Source organism: Caulobacter sp. GW821-FHT12A07 (assembly GCF_058807655.1).
Genome location: NZ_JBXAQX010000010.1, coordinates 81,413 through 96,167, shown reverse-complemented (window position 1 = coordinate 96,167; position 14,755 = coordinate 81,413). Strand labels below are relative to the sequence as shown.

Annotated in this window: 14 protein-coding genes; 6 read left to right on the top strand and 8 right to left on the bottom strand. The window is 69.9% G+C overall.

The genetic code is table 11. The features are described 5' to 3' along the window. The first annotated feature begins 21 nt into the window (after positions 1–21). Positions 22–1,128, top strand: a complete 1,107-nt coding sequence (locus tag AC1RRS_RS19010; RefSeq protein ID WP_492856469.1) for an acyltransferase family protein — start codon at positions 22–24, stop codon at positions 1,126–1,128. A gap of 139 nt (positions 1,129–1,267) precedes the next feature. Here AC1RRS_RS19010 and AC1RRS_RS19005 read toward each other — a convergent pair whose 3' ends face one another. From AC1RRS_RS19005 to AC1RRS_RS18990, 4 genes are all read right to left on the bottom strand, one after another. Beyond that, positions 1,268–1,972 (bottom strand): HAD family hydrolase, encoded by a 705-nt coding sequence (locus AC1RRS_RS19005; protein WP_487289134.1) that lies wholly within the window; start codon positions 1,970–1,972, stop codon positions 1,268–1,270. A gap of 30 nt (positions 1,973–2,002) precedes the next feature. After that, on the bottom strand, positions 2,003–2,872 hold the full coding sequence (locus AC1RRS_RS19000) for a dienelactone hydrolase family protein (protein WP_492856467.1): 870 nt from the start codon (positions 2,870–2,872) through the stop codon (positions 2,003–2,005). A gap of 82 nt (positions 2,873–2,954) precedes the next feature. Further along, the gene (locus tag AC1RRS_RS18995; protein WP_492856466.1) at positions 2,955–3,116 is read right to left on the bottom strand and encodes a hypothetical protein; all 162 of its coding nucleotides are present in this window, start codon (positions 3,114–3,116) and stop codon (positions 2,955–2,957) included. Positions 3,117–3,220: 104 nt separating this feature from the next. Further along, positions 3,221–3,520 carry a DUF1272 domain-containing protein gene (locus AC1RRS_RS18990; protein ID WP_492856464.1) on the bottom strand — a complete coding sequence of 100 codons (300 nt, stop codon included), beginning with the start codon at positions 3,518–3,520 and terminating at the stop codon, positions 3,221–3,223. Between the two features lie 245 nt (positions 3,521–3,765). Between AC1RRS_RS18990 and carA the strand changes: the two genes are divergently transcribed. After that, positions 3,766–4,932, top strand: a complete 1,167-nt coding sequence (gene carA / locus AC1RRS_RS18985; RefSeq protein ID WP_492856462.1) for a glutamine-hydrolyzing carbamoyl-phosphate synthase small subunit — start codon at positions 3,766–3,768, stop codon at positions 4,930–4,932. Between the two features lie 161 nt (positions 4,933–5,093). After that, positions 5,094–5,498, top strand: a complete 405-nt coding sequence (locus tag AC1RRS_RS18980; protein ID WP_492856461.1) for a globin domain-containing protein — start codon at positions 5,094–5,096, stop codon at positions 5,496–5,498. A gap of 169 nt (positions 5,499–5,667) precedes the next feature. Here the strand turns inward: AC1RRS_RS18980 and AC1RRS_RS18975 are convergent, their stop codons facing one another. From AC1RRS_RS18975 to AC1RRS_RS18965, 3 genes are all read right to left on the bottom strand, one after another. Next, positions 5,668–7,281, bottom strand: coding sequence for a carboxylesterase/lipase family protein (locus tag AC1RRS_RS18975; protein ID WP_492856460.1), 1,614 nt, complete (start codon positions 7,279–7,281; stop codon positions 5,668–5,670). A gap of 111 nt (positions 7,282–7,392) precedes the next feature. Further along, positions 7,393–10,455 carry an efflux RND transporter permease subunit gene (locus AC1RRS_RS18970; RefSeq protein ID WP_492856459.1) on the bottom strand — a complete coding sequence of 1,021 codons (3,063 nt, stop codon included), beginning with the start codon at positions 10,453–10,455 and terminating at the stop codon, positions 7,393–7,395. After that, positions 10,452–11,576 carry an efflux RND transporter periplasmic adaptor subunit gene (locus AC1RRS_RS18965; RefSeq protein ID WP_492856458.1) on the bottom strand — a complete coding sequence of 375 codons (1,125 nt, stop codon included), beginning with the start codon at positions 11,574–11,576 and terminating at the stop codon, positions 10,452–10,454. Before AC1RRS_RS18965 ends, AC1RRS_RS18970 begins: the two co-directional genes overlap by 4 nt. Before the next feature lie 90 nt (positions 11,577–11,666). Between AC1RRS_RS18965 and AC1RRS_RS18960 the strand changes: the two genes are divergently transcribed. Further along, positions 11,667–12,308, top strand: a complete 642-nt coding sequence (locus AC1RRS_RS18960) for a TetR/AcrR family transcriptional regulator (RefSeq protein WP_492856457.1) — start codon at positions 11,667–11,669, stop codon at positions 12,306–12,308. A gap of 62 nt (positions 12,309–12,370) precedes the next feature. Then, positions 12,371–12,574, top strand: coding sequence for a hypothetical protein (locus tag AC1RRS_RS18955; RefSeq protein ID WP_110117952.1), 204 nt, complete (start codon positions 12,371–12,373; stop codon positions 12,572–12,574). A gap of 126 nt (positions 12,575–12,700) precedes the next feature. Here the strand turns inward: AC1RRS_RS18955 and AC1RRS_RS18950 are convergent, their stop codons facing one another. Beyond that, positions 12,701–14,026, bottom strand: coding sequence for an oxygenase MpaB family protein (locus tag AC1RRS_RS18950; RefSeq protein ID WP_492856455.1), 1,326 nt, complete (start codon positions 14,024–14,026; stop codon positions 12,701–12,703). 124 nt (positions 14,027–14,150) lie between these two features. Between AC1RRS_RS18950 and AC1RRS_RS18945 the strand changes: the two genes are divergently transcribed. Continuing rightward, positions 14,151–14,750 (top strand): TetR/AcrR family transcriptional regulator, encoded by a 600-nt coding sequence (locus AC1RRS_RS18945; RefSeq protein ID WP_492856454.1) that lies wholly within the window; start codon positions 14,151–14,153, stop codon positions 14,748–14,750. Positions 14,751–14,755: the final 5 nt, after the last annotated feature.

Here is a 14,755-nt window from a genome sequence, read left to right as displayed (position 1 = left end):
GGGGGCGCTCACCACTGCGGCGTGAAACCGTTTCCGCCGCTCAAGACCGATTCCGACGACATGCTGCACCTGGACGCCCTGCGGGCGCTGGGGGCGGTGCTGATCGTCGTCTTCCACTTCAATCGGTTCATCAATATCGACGGCCGCTGGCAGGCGGTGGACGACACGGTCAAGAGCTTCAGCCTGCTCGTCGACCTGTTCTTCGTCATCTCGGGCTATGTGATCAGCGCCGTCTATACCGGCCGCATCCGCACGGTCTCGGACTTCCGCTGGTTCCTGCAGAAGCGGGTGGCGCGGCTGATGCCGCTGCACTGGCTGACCCTGGGCGTGTTCGTCGTCATCGCCGTCGCCGGGGTGTTGGGCCTGGTCAACGATCGCGACCCCAGCCGCTACGACCCGGCCTGCGTCGTGCCCAACCTGCTGAACCTGCAGGCCTTCGGCATCTGCCGGGCCCAGACCTTCAACTTCGTCAGCTGGTCGATCAGCGCCGAGTGGGCGATGTACCTGATCCTGCCGGCCCTGCTGTGGCTGGCGGGACGGGGGACGGCCTGGCTGACCCTGGCTACGACGGCGATCCTGGCGGCGCTGTTCGCCGTGCCGCTGTTCGTGCCCGCCGCCAGCCAGCCCTTCCACATGTGGACCGCCGACTTCGGGATCGCCCGCGCCGCGCCGGGCTTCATGATCGGCATGATCGCCTATGGGATCCGTGGACCGCTGGGCCGGCTGCCGGGGGCGCGGTGGTGGTTCTTCGGATCGTGCGTCGCCTTCGTGGCCGGCGCGGCCGTACAGCTGGACCGCGGGATCCTGCTGTTCGCCTGCTATGCCGTCGGCCTGCTGGGCGTGGCGGCCGACAACGCGCCTGTGAAGGCCGGCCCCGTCGTGCGCTGGTTGGCACCGTGGGGGCAGCTATCCTACTCGATCTACATGCTCCACCCGATCGTGCTGAAGATCGCCCTGAACTGGGTGGGCCTGGGCATGCTGCACCTGACCGGCGACGTCATGCGCCTGTGGTGCCTGGCCTGGGGGCTGGCGCTGATCCCGGTGAGCTATGCGTCGCTGATGTATTTCGAGAAGCCGGCCCGGGATGCGATCGCGGGGTGGGGGAAGAAAAAGAAACCTCTCCCATAGGGAGAGGGAGGGGCCCGCCGCGAAGCGGTGGGAGGGTGAGGGGTTACACCCTCGACCGCCGAAACCCCTCATCCTCCCACGCCTGCGGCGCGGGCCCCTCCTTCTCCCTATGGGAGACGGGTTGGACGGTGGGAGAAGGTCACGATCTGGATACGTGATCCACGAAGGCCGGCAGTTCGGCTATCGAAGCCAGCTCGACGTAGCGTTCATGCCCGACCGGCGCTTCGGCCGCCTCATGCGCCCAGACCAGCGGGTAGGGGATCAGCGCCCCCCAGGCTCCGGCCTCGAGCGCCGGCAGGATGTCGGACCGCATCGAGTTGCCGGCCATCAGGGCCTGCTCGGCGCCCGTGCCGTAGCGCTCGAACACCCGGCGATAGGTGCCGGCGTCCTTCTCCGAGACGATCTCGACGGCGGCGAACAGGTCGCCCAGGCCCGAGGCTGCCAGCTTCTGCTCTTGGTGCAGGAGGTCGCCCTTGGTGATCAGGATCAGCCGGTAGCGCTTGGAAAGCTCGGCCAGGGCCTTTTCGACGCCGGGCAGGGGCTCGACCGGCTCGGTCAGCATCTCGCGGCCGACGGCCAGGATCTCGCGGATCACCCGGGTGGAAACCGCGCCGTCCGTCAGGTCCAGCGCGGTCTCGATCATCGACAGGGTGAAGCCCTTGGCCCCGTAGCCGTAGACCCGGAGGTTCTTCTTCTCGGTCACGGCCAGCTGGGCGTTGATCCGCTCCTCGTCGCCGAATTCCGCCAGCAGTTCGACGAACCGCTGATGGGAGAGGCGAAACAGCGTCTCGCAGTGCCAGAGGGTGTCGTCGGCGTCGACGCCGACCGTGGTGATGAGGCTCATGCCCCCTGATACATCACCCCAGGATCGACATCACCCCAGGGTTCGCTTGTAGAGGTCCAGCAGGTTGGCCCAGGCCGTTTCGGCGGCGGTTTCGTTGTAGACCTGACTGCCCTTGACCGTCCAACCGTGGGCGGCGCCGGCGAAGACCTCGACCTTGGCCGGGCGCTTGGCGGCGGCGAAGGCGGCCTTCAGCTTGTCCTTGGTCTCCGGCTCCTTCTGGTCGTCGTTGTCGGCGATCTCGATCAGATATTCGGCGTGGGTCTTGGGGATCAGCAGGTGCGGGCTGGCCGGCTGGTCGGTGACCAGGCCCCCGCCGTGGAAGCTGGCGACGGCGGCGATGCGGCCCGGCGCGGCGGCCGCCGTGCGGAAGGCCAGCGGGCCGCCCATGCAGTAGCCCTGCACCCCGATCTTCTTACCCTTGTCGGTGGCCTTATGGGCGTCGAGGAAGGCCACATAGGCCAGGGCGTCGCGGTCCGTGCCCTCGGGCGTGACGGTGGCCCGCAGCGGGGTCAGCTTGGCGCGGTCGTCCGGGTTGGCGAAGTTGAACGCCCCCTCGACCACCGGCGCCTTCTTGGCCCGGTAATAGAGGTTGGGGACCAAGACCACATAGCCCTCGGAGGCCAGGCGCAAGCCCATGTCGCGGAACACCAGCCGCAAGCTCATGACGTCAGGCCAGATCAGCACGGCCGGCCAGGACCCCTTGCGGGCGGGATAGAACAGCGCCGCATCGGCCTCGCCGTCGGGCGTCTTGATGGTCACGTCCTCCGAGGCGGTCAGGGCGATGTTGGCCTGGGCCGAGCCTGCGGCGGCCCCCACGACGGCGGCGGTCATCAGGCCGAACGTGCGGCGCGAGACGCGGGGGTCATGGACAAGGCCTTGGTGGATGTCGTCGTCGCACATCGAACGGGCTCCTTCGCAACTGAGAGGCGCCCGCACGGTGCACGACCAGAGCCCGAAGGCAATCGGCCGGACCCGTTTAAGTTCAGAAGCTGAGGATTACGAATAGGGCGCCGCTGGCGACGATGCCGGCGCTTAGCACCATGCCGAGGGCCTGACCCGCCAGGCTCTGACCGGGGAGGCGCGACCAGGCGATCTTCGACGCGCGCGGGGCGGCGACGGTGCGATCGTGGACGGCGACGGTCATGGCTCTGGTCTCCTCGTTTACGCCCAAGCTTGTGGGGCCTGACGAGTTAACGACCGTGAACCGCCGAACGATCCAGGCATGCGACCGATTGATCCAGTGTGCGCTTAAAGCGCCACACCCCGGCCGTCCGGAGCGGGTGCGGGAGCGGGGCGAGGGGGCGGCCGCGGACAGGCCGAGTGGGCCTTGTTGATCCGCCGCAGCGAGGCGGGAAAGCGGTGCAGCTTGCCGTCGGGCCGGATTGGCCGGGCGACCAGGTCGCCCTCGCAATTGGGGCAGACGCCCCGGAATCGGGCGTCGGCGCAATCGGCGCAGAAGGTGCACTCGAAGGTGCAGATACGGGCCTGGTCGCTCTGGGGCGGCAGGTCGCGGTCGCAGCATTCGCAATTGGGGCGCAGTTCGAGCATGGGCCGTCCTCCCGTGTTCTTATGCGTTGAAGCCCCGCACCATAAGGGCTTGAGGGCCGCGCGCGCGAGGGGGCGTCTTCGTCGATCACGGTAATGTGGCGGGCGGCGGGGAAACGCGTGATCCAAGGGGTTGACCCCCCCTCCCAAGGTCCCTAAACACGCCGCCGTTTGCGCAGGCGGGCGGGGTTCTCCCCGGCCCGCCTTTTTGCGAAAATGACCATGCGTTCTGGAGGCGCTTTTCCGAGATGTCCCAAGACCTTCTCCCCGGCGTTACTGGCGTTCTGGTCCTGGCTGACGGCACCGTCCTGCAAGGCGTCGGCTGCGGCGCGGTCGGCGATGCGGTCGGCGAGGTGTGCTTCAACACCGCCATGACCGGCTATCAGGAAATCCTGACCGACCCGTCCTACATGGCCCAGATCGTGGCCTTCACCTTCCCGCACGTCGGCAATGTCGGCACGAACGCCGAAGACGTCGAGCAGGTCACCGGCGTGGCCGAGACGGCCGCCCGCGGCGCGATCTTCCGCGACGTCCCGACCGATCCGGCCAACTGGCGCGCCAACAGCGACTTCGACGGCTGGATGCAGCGCCGCGGCGTCGTCGGTCTGGCCGGCGTCGACACCCGCGCCCTGACCCGCAAGATCCGCGAGACCGGCATGCCGCACGGCGTGATCGCCCACTCGCCCGAAGGCAAGTTCGACCTGGAGGCCCTGAAGGCCAAGGCCCGTGACTGGTCGGGCGTGGTCGGCCTGGATCTGGCCAAGGACGCCTCCACCACCCAGACCTTCACCTGGGACGAGGGCCTGTGGTCTTGGCCGGCGGGTTACGCCAAGCTCGACAAGCCCAAGTACGAAGTGGTCGTCATCGACTACGGCGTGAAGCGCAACATCCTGCGCGCCCTGGCCCATGTCGGCGCCCGCGCCACCGTCGTTCCGGCCACCACCTCGGCCGAGGACATCCTGGCCCGCAATCCCGACGGCGTGCTGCTGTCCAACGGCCCGGGCGACCCGGCCGCGACCGGCGAATACGCCGTGCCGGAAATCCAGAAGCTCGTCGCCAGCGGCAAGCCGGTGTTCGGCATCTGCCTTGGCCACCAGATGCTGGCCCTGGCCCTGGGCGCCAAGACCGTGAAGATGGAACAGGGCCACCACGGCGCCAACCACCCGGTCAAGGACCTGACCACGGGCAAGGTCGAGATCGTGTCGATGAACCACGGCTTCACCGTGGACAGCGAAAGCCTGCCCGAGCCGGTGCAGGAGACCCACGTCTCGCTGTTCGACGGCACCAACGCCGGCATCGCCCTGAAGGACAAGCCGGTGTTCAGCGTCCAGCACCACCCGGAAGCCTCGCCCGGCCCGACCGACAGCCTCTACATCTTCGAGCGCTTCGCCGGCCTGATGGACAAGGCGAAATAAACGGCGCGAAGTAAGAGACAGACGCCCCGCCGAAAGGCGGGGCGTTTTTCGTTTCGGTCGCTCACGGCCAGGTTGTCACGAAACCATCGCCCAGGGTTCACGCACGGCCTTCGTAGCCCGTGTTAACGTTTTCGCCGTTCCCCAATCCCCGCGAGGACGGCATGACGGCCTATGAACGCATCGGCGGCGAGGCCGCCGCTCAGTCTGTGATCTCCGACTTCTTCGCCCGCGCCCAGGCCGACGAGCGCCTGAAGGACCTGTTCGGCGGCGAGATCGCGCCCGGCGCCCGCGCCTTCGTGGCCGCCGCCCTCGATCCCGACGCGGCCGAAGCGCGCGGCGACCAGGACCTGGCCTTCGTCTGGCTGGGCGCCAACAGCCTCGAGGACGACGAGCTCGACCTCGTCATCGGCCACCTGGCCGCGGCCCTGGAAGCCGCCGGGATCGACGACGAGACCATCGCCGACGTCGCCGACCAGATCGAGCTCCTGCGCGACGAGTCGCTCGGTCCCGACGAGGACGAGTTCGACGACGAGGACGGCGACGAAGAGGGCGAGGTCGCGGCCTGATCCTTCTCCCCTTGTGGGAGAAGGTGTCGGCGAAGCCGACGGATGAGGGGTCTCTCAAACATGAGACACCTCGCCCGGCCTCACCGCTGCACGCGGCTTTGAGGTTTGAGAGACCCCTCACCCGACCTCCCTCCGGGAGGCCACCCTCTCCCGCAAGGGGAGAGGGACGTTACGTCCCGAACTGCGTGAACGGGACCTTGTTGAACAGCTCGCGCTCGCCGCCGCGCGGGTCGTCGGCCATGCGCGTCGTCTCGTCGAACACCAGGGTCTGGCGGCGGGGCAGGGTGTAGGGCTCCCACTTCGGGATGGTCGCGCAGTTGGGATCGCCGTTGCGGGCGAAGGCGACGAAGGCGTCCATCATCGTGTTGGACATCGCCTCGCTGCGCGGGCCGGTTCCGACGATCGAGCCCTTGGCGTCCAGCGTGCCGAAGACGAGACCGATGTCGATCGTGTGGGGCGCGCCCCAGACGCCGCCGTCCTTGGGCGACTTCCAGTCGACCTGGTAGACCCAGGCCGGCGCAGCGGTGACGGCGCGGGCCTCGGCCTGCAGGATCGCCGCCTTCCACGAGCGGCCGGCGGTCGAGGCGGCGAAATAGACGTCCGACGGCGAATAGGCCGGGTACATCTTGCGATAGGCCGCCACCACCGTGGCCGGGTCGATGTCGATGCGGGCGTTGAACTGGCCGGGCAGCTTCTCGACCACCTGCTCCCAGGTCATGTCGAACACCTTGCGGTCCCAGCCGGCGAAACCGCGCGTCTCGTCATGGGTGTTGCCGCAGATCAGCGGCACGTCGAGGCCCAGCGGCGAGGCGTCGGGGAAGAACGGGTGGCGGGTCAGCGACCGCTCGTCGAGCACCGGGCCCATATAGACGCCGCCGGAGCCGGCGACCGGATCGACGGCCTTCAGGCCGTTCAGCAGCTGGTCGGCGGGCAGGGCGCGCAGGGCCGCCAGGTCGCTGATCCCCAGCTTCTCCAGGAACAGCTTGGCCCGCTTGGTGGCGTTGAACGGGCCGCCGGCGGTGACCTGCTGGCCGCTCATGGTGACGGCGCGATGGAACAGGCCCTTGGCGGCCGGCATGGCCAGCAGGGTGGCGATCTTCGCGCCGCCGCCGGACTGGCCGAACAGCATCACCCGGTCGGGATCACCGCCGAACTGCGCGATGTTGTCCCGCACCCATTGCAGGGCCAGAACGAGGTCGAGCTGGCCGACATTGCCGCTGTCGGCGACGCCGGGGTCGTCGAACAGGCGGGCCAGATAGAGATAGCCGAAGGCGTTGAGGCGGTGGTTGACGGTGACCACCACGACGTCGCCGCGCTTGGCCAGCTTGGTCCCCTCGTACCAGGGGCTGCCGCCCGAGCCGCCGTTGTAGGCGCCGCCGTGGATGTAGAACATCACCGGCCGCTTGCCGCCGTCGGCCAGGCCCGCCTTGCCAGCCTTGGCGGGGGTCCACACGTTGAGGAACAGGCAGTCCTCGGAGAGGGTCTCCCCTTCTTCGCCCTTGCCGGTCTGCATCGAGGCCGCGCCATAGGCCAGGGCGTCGGCGACGCCGGTCCAGGGCTGGGGCTTGCGGGGCGGGAAAAAGCGGTTGGCCCCGCCGGTGTCGGCGCCGTAGCGCAGGCCCTTGAACACGTGGACGCCGTCGGCGGTGGTCGCGCCGCGCACCTTGCCGGCGGCGGTGGTCACGATCGGCGAGCGGGCGGGGCTGGAGGGCTTGGCGTGGGCGGGCAGGGCGCTGGCGGCGGCCGCCGCTCCGGCGGTCAGCAGCAGGCTGCGACGATCCATCTTGGTCTTCCTCCGGCGCTTCTGGCGAGCTTGCCGCAACGGCTAGCACGAAACATGACACCGGTAGCAAGCCATTTTGCGCAAGGAGACCCTCTCCTTCTGGGAGAAGGATCAGCGTTCCTCACCCCGCGCCGTCAGCCAGTACATCACCGGCGTCGCCACCCGCGACAGCACGGTCGAGGTCACCAGCCCGCCGATGATGGCGATGGCCAGGGGCGAATAGAGGCCCGAGCGTTCGAGCGCCAGGGGCATGAGCCCGCCGATCGCCGTGGCCGAGGTCAGCAGCACCGGCAGGAAGCGTACCTCGCCGGCCTTCTCGATGGCGTCGTGCAGGCTCATGCCGTCGCGGCGCAGCTGTTCGGTGAAGTCGACCAGCAGGATCGAGTTCTTGATCTCGATGCCGATGAGGGCGATCAGGCCGATGGTGGCGGTGAACGACAGCGAATTGCCGGTCAGCCACAGGGCCGCCGCCGCGCCGAACACCCCGAACGGGATGATGCCGGCCACGACCAGGGCGGTCTTGAACTTGCGGAACTCCAGAACCAGCACCGCCAGGATCCCGAACACCGCCACCATGACCGCAGCGCCCAAGCCGGCGAAGCTTTCCGACTGCGCCTCGGCCTGGCCGCCCAGGCTCAGGGCGTAGCCCGGCGGCATGGGCAGCGCCTTCTGCAGGCGTGCCAGCACGTCCTTGGTCACATTGTCGGTCAGGTAGCCGGTGCGGACGAAGGCGGTGACCGTCACCGTGCGCTCGCGGTCGAAGCGGTCGATGCGGGCGGGGCTGGACTTCAGGTTCGGCGCGGCGATGGCCGACAGGGGCGCCGCCTCGCCGTCGGCGGTGGGCACATAGACGCTCGACAGGGCCGAGAGGGCGTTGCGGTCGGCGCCGTCGACGGCCTCCATCGGCAGGCGCACCTTGACCGCGTAGTCGTCGCCGTCGGCGTCGCGGAAGCGGGCGGTCTCCTCGCCGGAAAGCGCCAGCCGCGCCACGCGGCGGGCCGCGCCGGCCGGCACGCCCAGGGCCGCGGCCTTGGCTTCGTCGACGCCGAGGTCGAGGTCGGTGCGGTCCAGGCGCACCGGGTTGCCGACGTCGCGCGTGCCGGGCGTGCTCTTGAGGATCGCCTCGGCGCGGGCGGCCAGGGCCTTCAGCACGCCAAGATCGCGGCCGGTGACCCGCACGGCGACCGGGGCCTCGATCGGCGGGCCGTTCTCGAACACCTCGACGCTGATCCGCGCGCCGGGATAGCGGGCGAAGTCGGCGCGCAGGCGGTCGAGCAACTGCTCGCTCTTGCCCGGCTCCCAGGCCTTCAGGCTGGCGAACATCTCGCCATAGGTCACCGCGCTCTCGCGTTGGGACTGGTTGTAGAACACCTGCGGATTGCCGCGCCCGAGGTTGGCGGCGCGCCAGACGATGTCGGGCTCGCGCGAGAGGCGCTGGTCGACATAGCGCAGCGCCGCGTCGGTGCGGGCCAGGGACGAGCCGTCGGGGGTGAACACCCGCACCACGAACTGCGGCGTCTCGGCGGCCGGGAACAGGCTGGAGCCGGCTGCCTTCAGCATCGGCACGGCGGTGGCGCAGAGGGCCAGCATGATGGCCAGCGCCAGCCAGGGCCGGGCCAGAGCCCGGTGCAGCACGGGCCGATAGACGGTGTGGATCACGCCGTTGACGGCTTGCAGCAGGCGGTTGCCCTCGGGATCGGAATGCTTGTCGAGCACCCGGCTGGCCAGGAACGGGATGATGGTCAGCGACACGAAGAGCGACGCGCCCACCGTGCACAGCACCGTCACCGGCAGCGAACGGATATAGGCCCCCGAGCCGGCCGGCAGGGCCATCAGCGGCAGGAATGCCAGCATCAGGGTGGCGGTGCAGCCGATCACCGCCAGGGCGATCTGGCCCGAGCCGTTGATCGCCGCGGAGGTCCGTTCCTCGCCCTCACGGATCCGGCGGGCGATGTTCTCGGTGATGACGATGCTGTCGTCGACCAGCAGGCCCAGGGCCAGCACGAAGCCGGCGATGGTCAGCTGGTTGAGGGTGAAGCCGAAGGCCTGGATCAGCGACAGGCCGATCAGCAGGGACAGCGGGATCGACACCATCACCACCAGGCCCGCGCGCGGCCCCAGCGGCAGCAGGGTGATCAGCACCAAAACGAGGGCGACAGCGAAGTCGCGGAACAGGTTCTTCAGGCGGTGGTCGACATTGTGGGCCTGGACGAAGCCGCGCTCCAGCTTCACCCCGGCCGGCAGCACCTTCTCGTAGTCGTTCAGCACTTTTTCGACGGATTTGGTGATGCGGCCGACGTCCTGGCCGTCCTTCTGGGTGACGGCGACGAAGACCGCGCGCTTGCCGTCGAAGCGGGTCAGGTGCGTCGGCTCCTCCTGGGCCCAGGCGACGTCGGCGACGTCGCGCACCCGCACGACCTGGCCGCCGAGCGAGCGGACGGGCGTGTTCCTGACGGTGTCCAGCGAGCGGAAGGCGCCGCCGGACTTGACGTTGAAGCGCCGCCCGCCGGCCTGGACCGCGCCGATCGGGGCCTCGATCCCGGCCGACTTCAGGGCGTCGGCGACGCTCGACGCTGGAAGCTTCAGGGCGGCCAGCCGCGCCAGATCCAGCGACACCCGCACCTCCGAGGCCGGGGCGCCGTAGTAGCGGGTCTGGCGCACGCCGGAGACGCGGTCGAGCCGTTCGGACAGCCGATCGGCGACCTTCTCAAGCCGGCGCATCGGCAGGCTGTCGCTGACCAGGGCCACCTGGACGATGGCCACCTCGGTGGTGCGCACCCGCTCGATGTCCAGCCGTTGCAGGCCGGCGGGCAGGCTGCCGCGGATGGCGTTCACCTCGCGCACCACCTGGTCGAACTTGCGCTCGGGATCGACGTCCCAGGTGAAGAACACCCGGACCACGGCCGCGCCGTCGAGGCTGGTGCTCTCGACCTTGTCGATGCTGTCCAGGCCATAGACCGCCGTCTCGATCGGGTCGGCGACCAGCTGCTCCATCTCGGCCGGCTCGGCCCCGGGCAGCACGGCGCGGATCAGCACGATGGGGATCGGGAAGTGCGGGTCCTCCGACCGGGGCACGGTCATCAGGGCGTTGACGCCCAGCATCACCAGCAGGCCGAAGACCACGATGGTGAACTGCCAGCGCCGGACGGCGAAGGCGGCGAGGTTGAGGTTCATCGTGCAGCGCTCTGGGGGGCGGCGACCTTGCGGGTCGGGGCCGCCAGGGCGCGCGGATCCACCACGCTGACCTTTTCGCCGTCGGAGACGAAGCCGGCGCCGGCGGTGATCACCCGGCTGCCGGGAGGCAGGCCGGCGACCAGGGCGTCGTCGCCGTCGAAGCCGCCGAAGCGCACGGGCGTGCGGCGGGCGGTGGTTCCGTCGAGGCGCAGCACGGCGGCCTTGTCGCCCGAGGCCTCCAGCAGGGCCTCGGCCGGGATGCGGGCGAATTCGGCGCGGGCCGAGGCGTCGGCGGCCGGCGCGCTGAGGCGGGCCGAGGCGATCTGGCCGCTCTTCAGTTCGGGGCGGGCCTGGACCTCGATCTCGACCGTGACCGCGCCGGTGCGGGCGTCGGCGGCCTGGCCCAGGCGGGTGACCACACCGTTGAGGGTCTGGCCGGGCAGGGCGTCGGCGGTGATGGCGGCGCTGGAGCCGACCCTGACTCGCGCGGCGTCGCGGGCGGGCAGGGGAAGGCGCAGGACCAGCGGGCTGGAGAGATCGGCGACGGTCAGCACCGTCTGGCCGGCCGCCACCACCTCGCCGGCCTGGGCCGTGCGGGCCAGGACGACGCCCGAGACCGGCGAGACCAGCCGCGCCCAGCGCCGGTCGAAGGCCGCGCCGGCGTTGGCCGCCTGGGCCGCCTTCAGCGCGCTTTCGGCGTCGTCCAGCCGGGCCTTGGCGACGAAGCCGGAGGCGTAGAGCTTGCGGGCCCGATCGGCGTCGCGGCGGACGCGTTCCAGGTCGGCGCCGGCCTGGGTCTGGCGGGCGTCGACCCCGGCCGGATCGATGCTGGCCAGGGTCTGGCCGGCGGCGATGCTGTCGCCGGCCTCGACCGCCATGCGGGTCAGGACGCCGGGGATGCGGAACGACAGCGCCATCTCGCGGCGGCGTTCCAGGGTTCCGGAGGCGGTCAGGTCCGACGCCGCGCCGGGCGCGCCGACGCTGACGGCCTCGACCGCCGGGGGCGGGGCGGCTTCGGGTGCGGCCGCCTTGCCGCCGCAGGCCGCCAGGGCGAGGGCCGAGGCGGTCGCCAGCGCCGTGAGCAGGACGACGCCTCCATATCCAGCACGCGCCCCGTCCATGCCCTCGCCCCTATCATCGATCGGTGATAAGTAATCACTGATCGATTATTGTGGGTTGTCAAGCCGGCCCCGCTGCGGAAAGGAGGGACGATGACCGCGCCGAAGATCCGTTCCCCCCGCAAACCCAAGGGACAGGGCGCCGAACGACGCGAGGAGATCCTGGACGCGGCCCTGCGGCTGTTCAGCGAGAAGGGCCTGCACGCGGTCTCGACCCGCCAGATCGCCGAGGCCACCGGCGTCTCGCAGCCGGCCCTCTACGCCTATTTCGCCACCAAGGACGACATCACCGCCGAACTGTGCGTGCGGGCCTTCGCCACCCTGGTGTCGCGGATGGAGGAGGCGCGGGCCAGCTTCAAGCCCACGGCCGAATGCTTCGAGCGGGCGTTGCGGGTCTATGTCGATTTCGGCCTGGAGGAGCCCGACGCCTATCGCGTGGCCTTCATGGTCGAGAAGGGCCTGGACGGGTCCTACAAGGAGCGGGTCGGCGACCGGCCGATGATGGCCGGGATCGGCGCCTTCCAGCGCTTCGCCGAGATCGTGGGCGAAATGCGCGACGCGGGCCTGACCCACGACGACGACGTCCAGCGCATGACCCAGACCCTGTGGGCGGGTCTGCACGGCCTCGTTTCCCTGCTGATCGCCCGCGCCGATTTCCCGTGGGTCGAGCGGGAGGTGCTGATCGCCTGCCACATCGCCCTGCTGCGGCGGGGAACCTTGAAAGACGTCCGTTGAACTGAGGCGGGTGCGAGCCTACATCGGCGGGCTCCCGATCTCTCCCGACGAAAGACGCCTCGATGGCCAAGCTGCAGCCCCTGGAAACCTTCTCCCTGCAGGAAACCGAAGACGGCTACCGCCTGCTGGTCTCGGCCGTCGGCGGCGACGCCATCTACGTCTCGATCACCTCCGAGCAGATGGACGAGATCATCGACAGCCTGGACACGGCCCTGACCGGCGACGAGGAGACGGCGGGCGAAGGCGACTTCGACGACGCGGACTAGCTCGCCCGACGGCGAGCCCCCTCCGGCCCTTCGGGCCACCTCCCCCAGAGGGCGAGGATCTAGTCCGAGCAGATGCTCCCCCTTTGGGGGAGCTGTCGCGGAGCGACTGAGGGGGCCGCGTAGCGGTCAGGCCGCCGCCGCCCTCGCATTGGTCGGCCGGTAGTTGGCCGCATCGGTGGTGAACTCGGCGTGGCCGTAGCGCTTGAGCAGGCTGCGCATCCGCCGCACCAGGGCCGCGTCGGCCAATTCCCTCACCCCCGGCACATGATCCGCCAACTCGAAGGCCTTCATCTGCAGGGTGACCAGCAGGGCCACGATGACGAAAACGACCTCGTCGGCCGGTCCCACCTCGATCCCCATGCTCGCCGCGCGCTTGCGGTCGCCGCGCAGGAAGTGGCGCAGGAAGAAGGCCTTGGCGAAGCGGCGCTCGATGCGGTCGTGCAGGCGGTTGGCCGGGCTTTCGTCGGGCGGCAGGTAGGCGCCCAGGGTGGCGCGGATCAGCGCGCCGCAAGTCTCGTCGTCGAAGCCCCGGCGCAGGGTGCTGTCGCGGGCTGTCATCATCCGCACCACGCCCTCGGGCGTATCGGCCAGCAGGTCTTCCGGCAGGCCCAGCAGGAAGCAGCGATAGCGGCTGAGCTCGACCTTGGCCCGCTCGGCCGGCGTGAAGTGGCGGCGGCCCTTGCGCAGCATCTGGAACGACATCAGGAACACCGGGATCAGGCCGGCCGGCATCTGGTCGACCTGCGGGATCGGCACGCCGTAGACCTCCGAGTCCCAGCGGCCCGAGCGCAGGGCGTTGAAGCGCACCATCGAGTGCATCAGCCGCACCATGGCGGCGGCCTTGAAGCCCTCGCCGTGCGGCTCCAGCGCGCCGGGCAGGATGGTGGTGGCGAAGAAGGCGGCCGTCTCGTTGACCCGCTTGGCGGCGGTCTCGGCCCCCAGGGTTCCGGTCAGGGCCATGGGCAGGGCCGAGTACTTGTTGAGGAAGGTCGCCACGAACGCCCCGCGGATGGCGAAGGGGGCGAGGAACGCGGCGGCGTTGCGCTCCAGCCGCTGGCCCTCGCGCACCAGGTCCATGTCGATCCAGTCGGGCGCAGCCGCCATTTCGGCGACGAAGGCGGCCAGTTCCGGCGGCGCCTCGGGCACGGCCTCGATCCCCTGGTCGCAGGCGGTGGTCAGCATGTCGATCAGCCGGCGAAAGCCGTACTGCGGGATCAGGGCGGCGTAGGCGTCGGCGACGATGTCGCCCAGCATGGTGTAGGCGCGGACGCGGTCGAGGTCGTCCTGGGTGACGCTGACGCCCAGCGGGTTGCGGTCGCGGGCGACGGCGAAGCTCGGATCCTCGGTGAAGCGCTCGGGCGTGCGGTCGAAATCGATCTGGCCGTAGAAGCCCGGCAGGCGGGTCTTCTGCGAGGCGACGCGGGCGCGGACGTCTTCGATGGGGCGGATCATCAGGGCTCCTTCCGGTCCGCCGGCGAAGGCGAACCTGTTCTCGGCCTCAAGCGTATGTAAGCATTGCTCATGTTCCTACTCGCCTTGTCTTCAGGCAGGGTGAGCGCGTGAAGAGGGTCCGCAAGTGGCTGAAAAGCAACGCAGAGCGCCGAGCCAGGGGCGCGCCCAGGCCACGGTGGACGCCATTCTCGACGCGGCCTTTCAGCTTCTGGAGAGCGGCGGACCCGAGCGCCTGACCACCAATCACGTGGCCGAACGGGCGGGGGTGAGCGTCGGCACGGTCTATCAGTACTTCGCCGACAAGCAGGACATACTGGCGGCCCTGGCCCAGCGGCGGACCAGCGCGGTGCGCGACGCGATCGCCCAGACCCTGATCGATCGGCCGGACCTGGGCAGCGTGCGGCCGATCGTGCGGGCGCTGATGAACGGCTTCGAGGGCTCGCCGGCCACGCGCCAGGCGCTGCTGGGGGCCATGTTCCATCGTGGCGACGCGGTGCTGGAGCAGCATCACCAGGCCTTCCTGGCCTCGATCGCCGGCAAGGCCCGGCTGCAGATCGACCTGACCCCGGAGTCGGCCTTCGTCCTGACCCACGCCGCCGTCGGCCTGCTGCGCGCGGCGGCGGCCGAGCCGGGCCTGGCGCTGGATCCGCAGGCCCTGGAGGACGAACTGGTGCGGTTGATGGAGGCCTATATCTCGGCGCTGGTGGCGGTGAAGCGCAGCTGATCCCT

Bases quoted from the DNA above. Each gene is read 5' to 3' on its own strand.
- AC1RRS_RS18975 (WP_492856460.1), bottom strand. From the start codon at position 7,281: ATGGATCGTCGCAGCCTGCTGCTGACCGCCGGAGCGGCGGCCGCCGCC.
- AC1RRS_RS18970 (WP_492856459.1), bottom strand. From the start codon at position 10,455: ATGAACCTCAACCTCGCCGCCTTCGCCGTCCGGCGCTGGCAGTTCACC.
- AC1RRS_RS18950 (WP_492856455.1), bottom strand. From the start codon at position 14,026: ATGATCCGCCCCATCGAAGACGTCCGCGCCCGCGTCGCCTCGCAGAAG.
- AC1RRS_RS18955 (WP_110117952.1), top strand. From the start codon at position 12,371: ATGGCCAAGCTGCAGCCCCTGGAAACCTTCTCCCTGCAGGAAACCGAA.
- AC1RRS_RS18960 (WP_492856457.1), top strand. From the start codon at position 11,667: ATGACCGCGCCGAAGATCCGTTCCCCCCGCAAACCCAAGGGACAGGGC.
- AC1RRS_RS19000 (WP_492856467.1), bottom strand. From the start codon at position 2,872: ATGTGCGACGACGACATCCACCAAGGCCTTGTCCATGACCCCCGCGTC.
- carA (WP_492856462.1), top strand. From the start codon at position 3,766: ATGTCCCAAGACCTTCTCCCCGGCGTTACTGGCGTTCTGGTCCTGGCT.
- AC1RRS_RS19005 (WP_487289134.1), bottom strand. From the start codon at position 1,972: ATGAGCCTCATCACCACGGTCGGCGTCGACGCCGACGACACCCTCTGG.
- AC1RRS_RS18965 (WP_492856458.1), bottom strand. From the start codon at position 11,576: ATGGACGGGGCGCGTGCTGGATATGGAGGCGTCGTCCTGCTCACGGCG.
- AC1RRS_RS18980 (WP_492856461.1), top strand. From the start codon at position 5,094: ATGACGGCCTATGAACGCATCGGCGGCGAGGCCGCCGCTCAGTCTGTG.
- AC1RRS_RS18995 (WP_492856466.1), bottom strand. From the start codon at position 3,116: ATGACCGTCGCCGTCCACGATCGCACCGTCGCCGCCCCGCGCGCGTCG.
- AC1RRS_RS18990 (WP_492856464.1), bottom strand. From the start codon at position 3,520: ATGCTCGAACTGCGCCCCAATTGCGAATGCTGCGACCGCGACCTGCCG.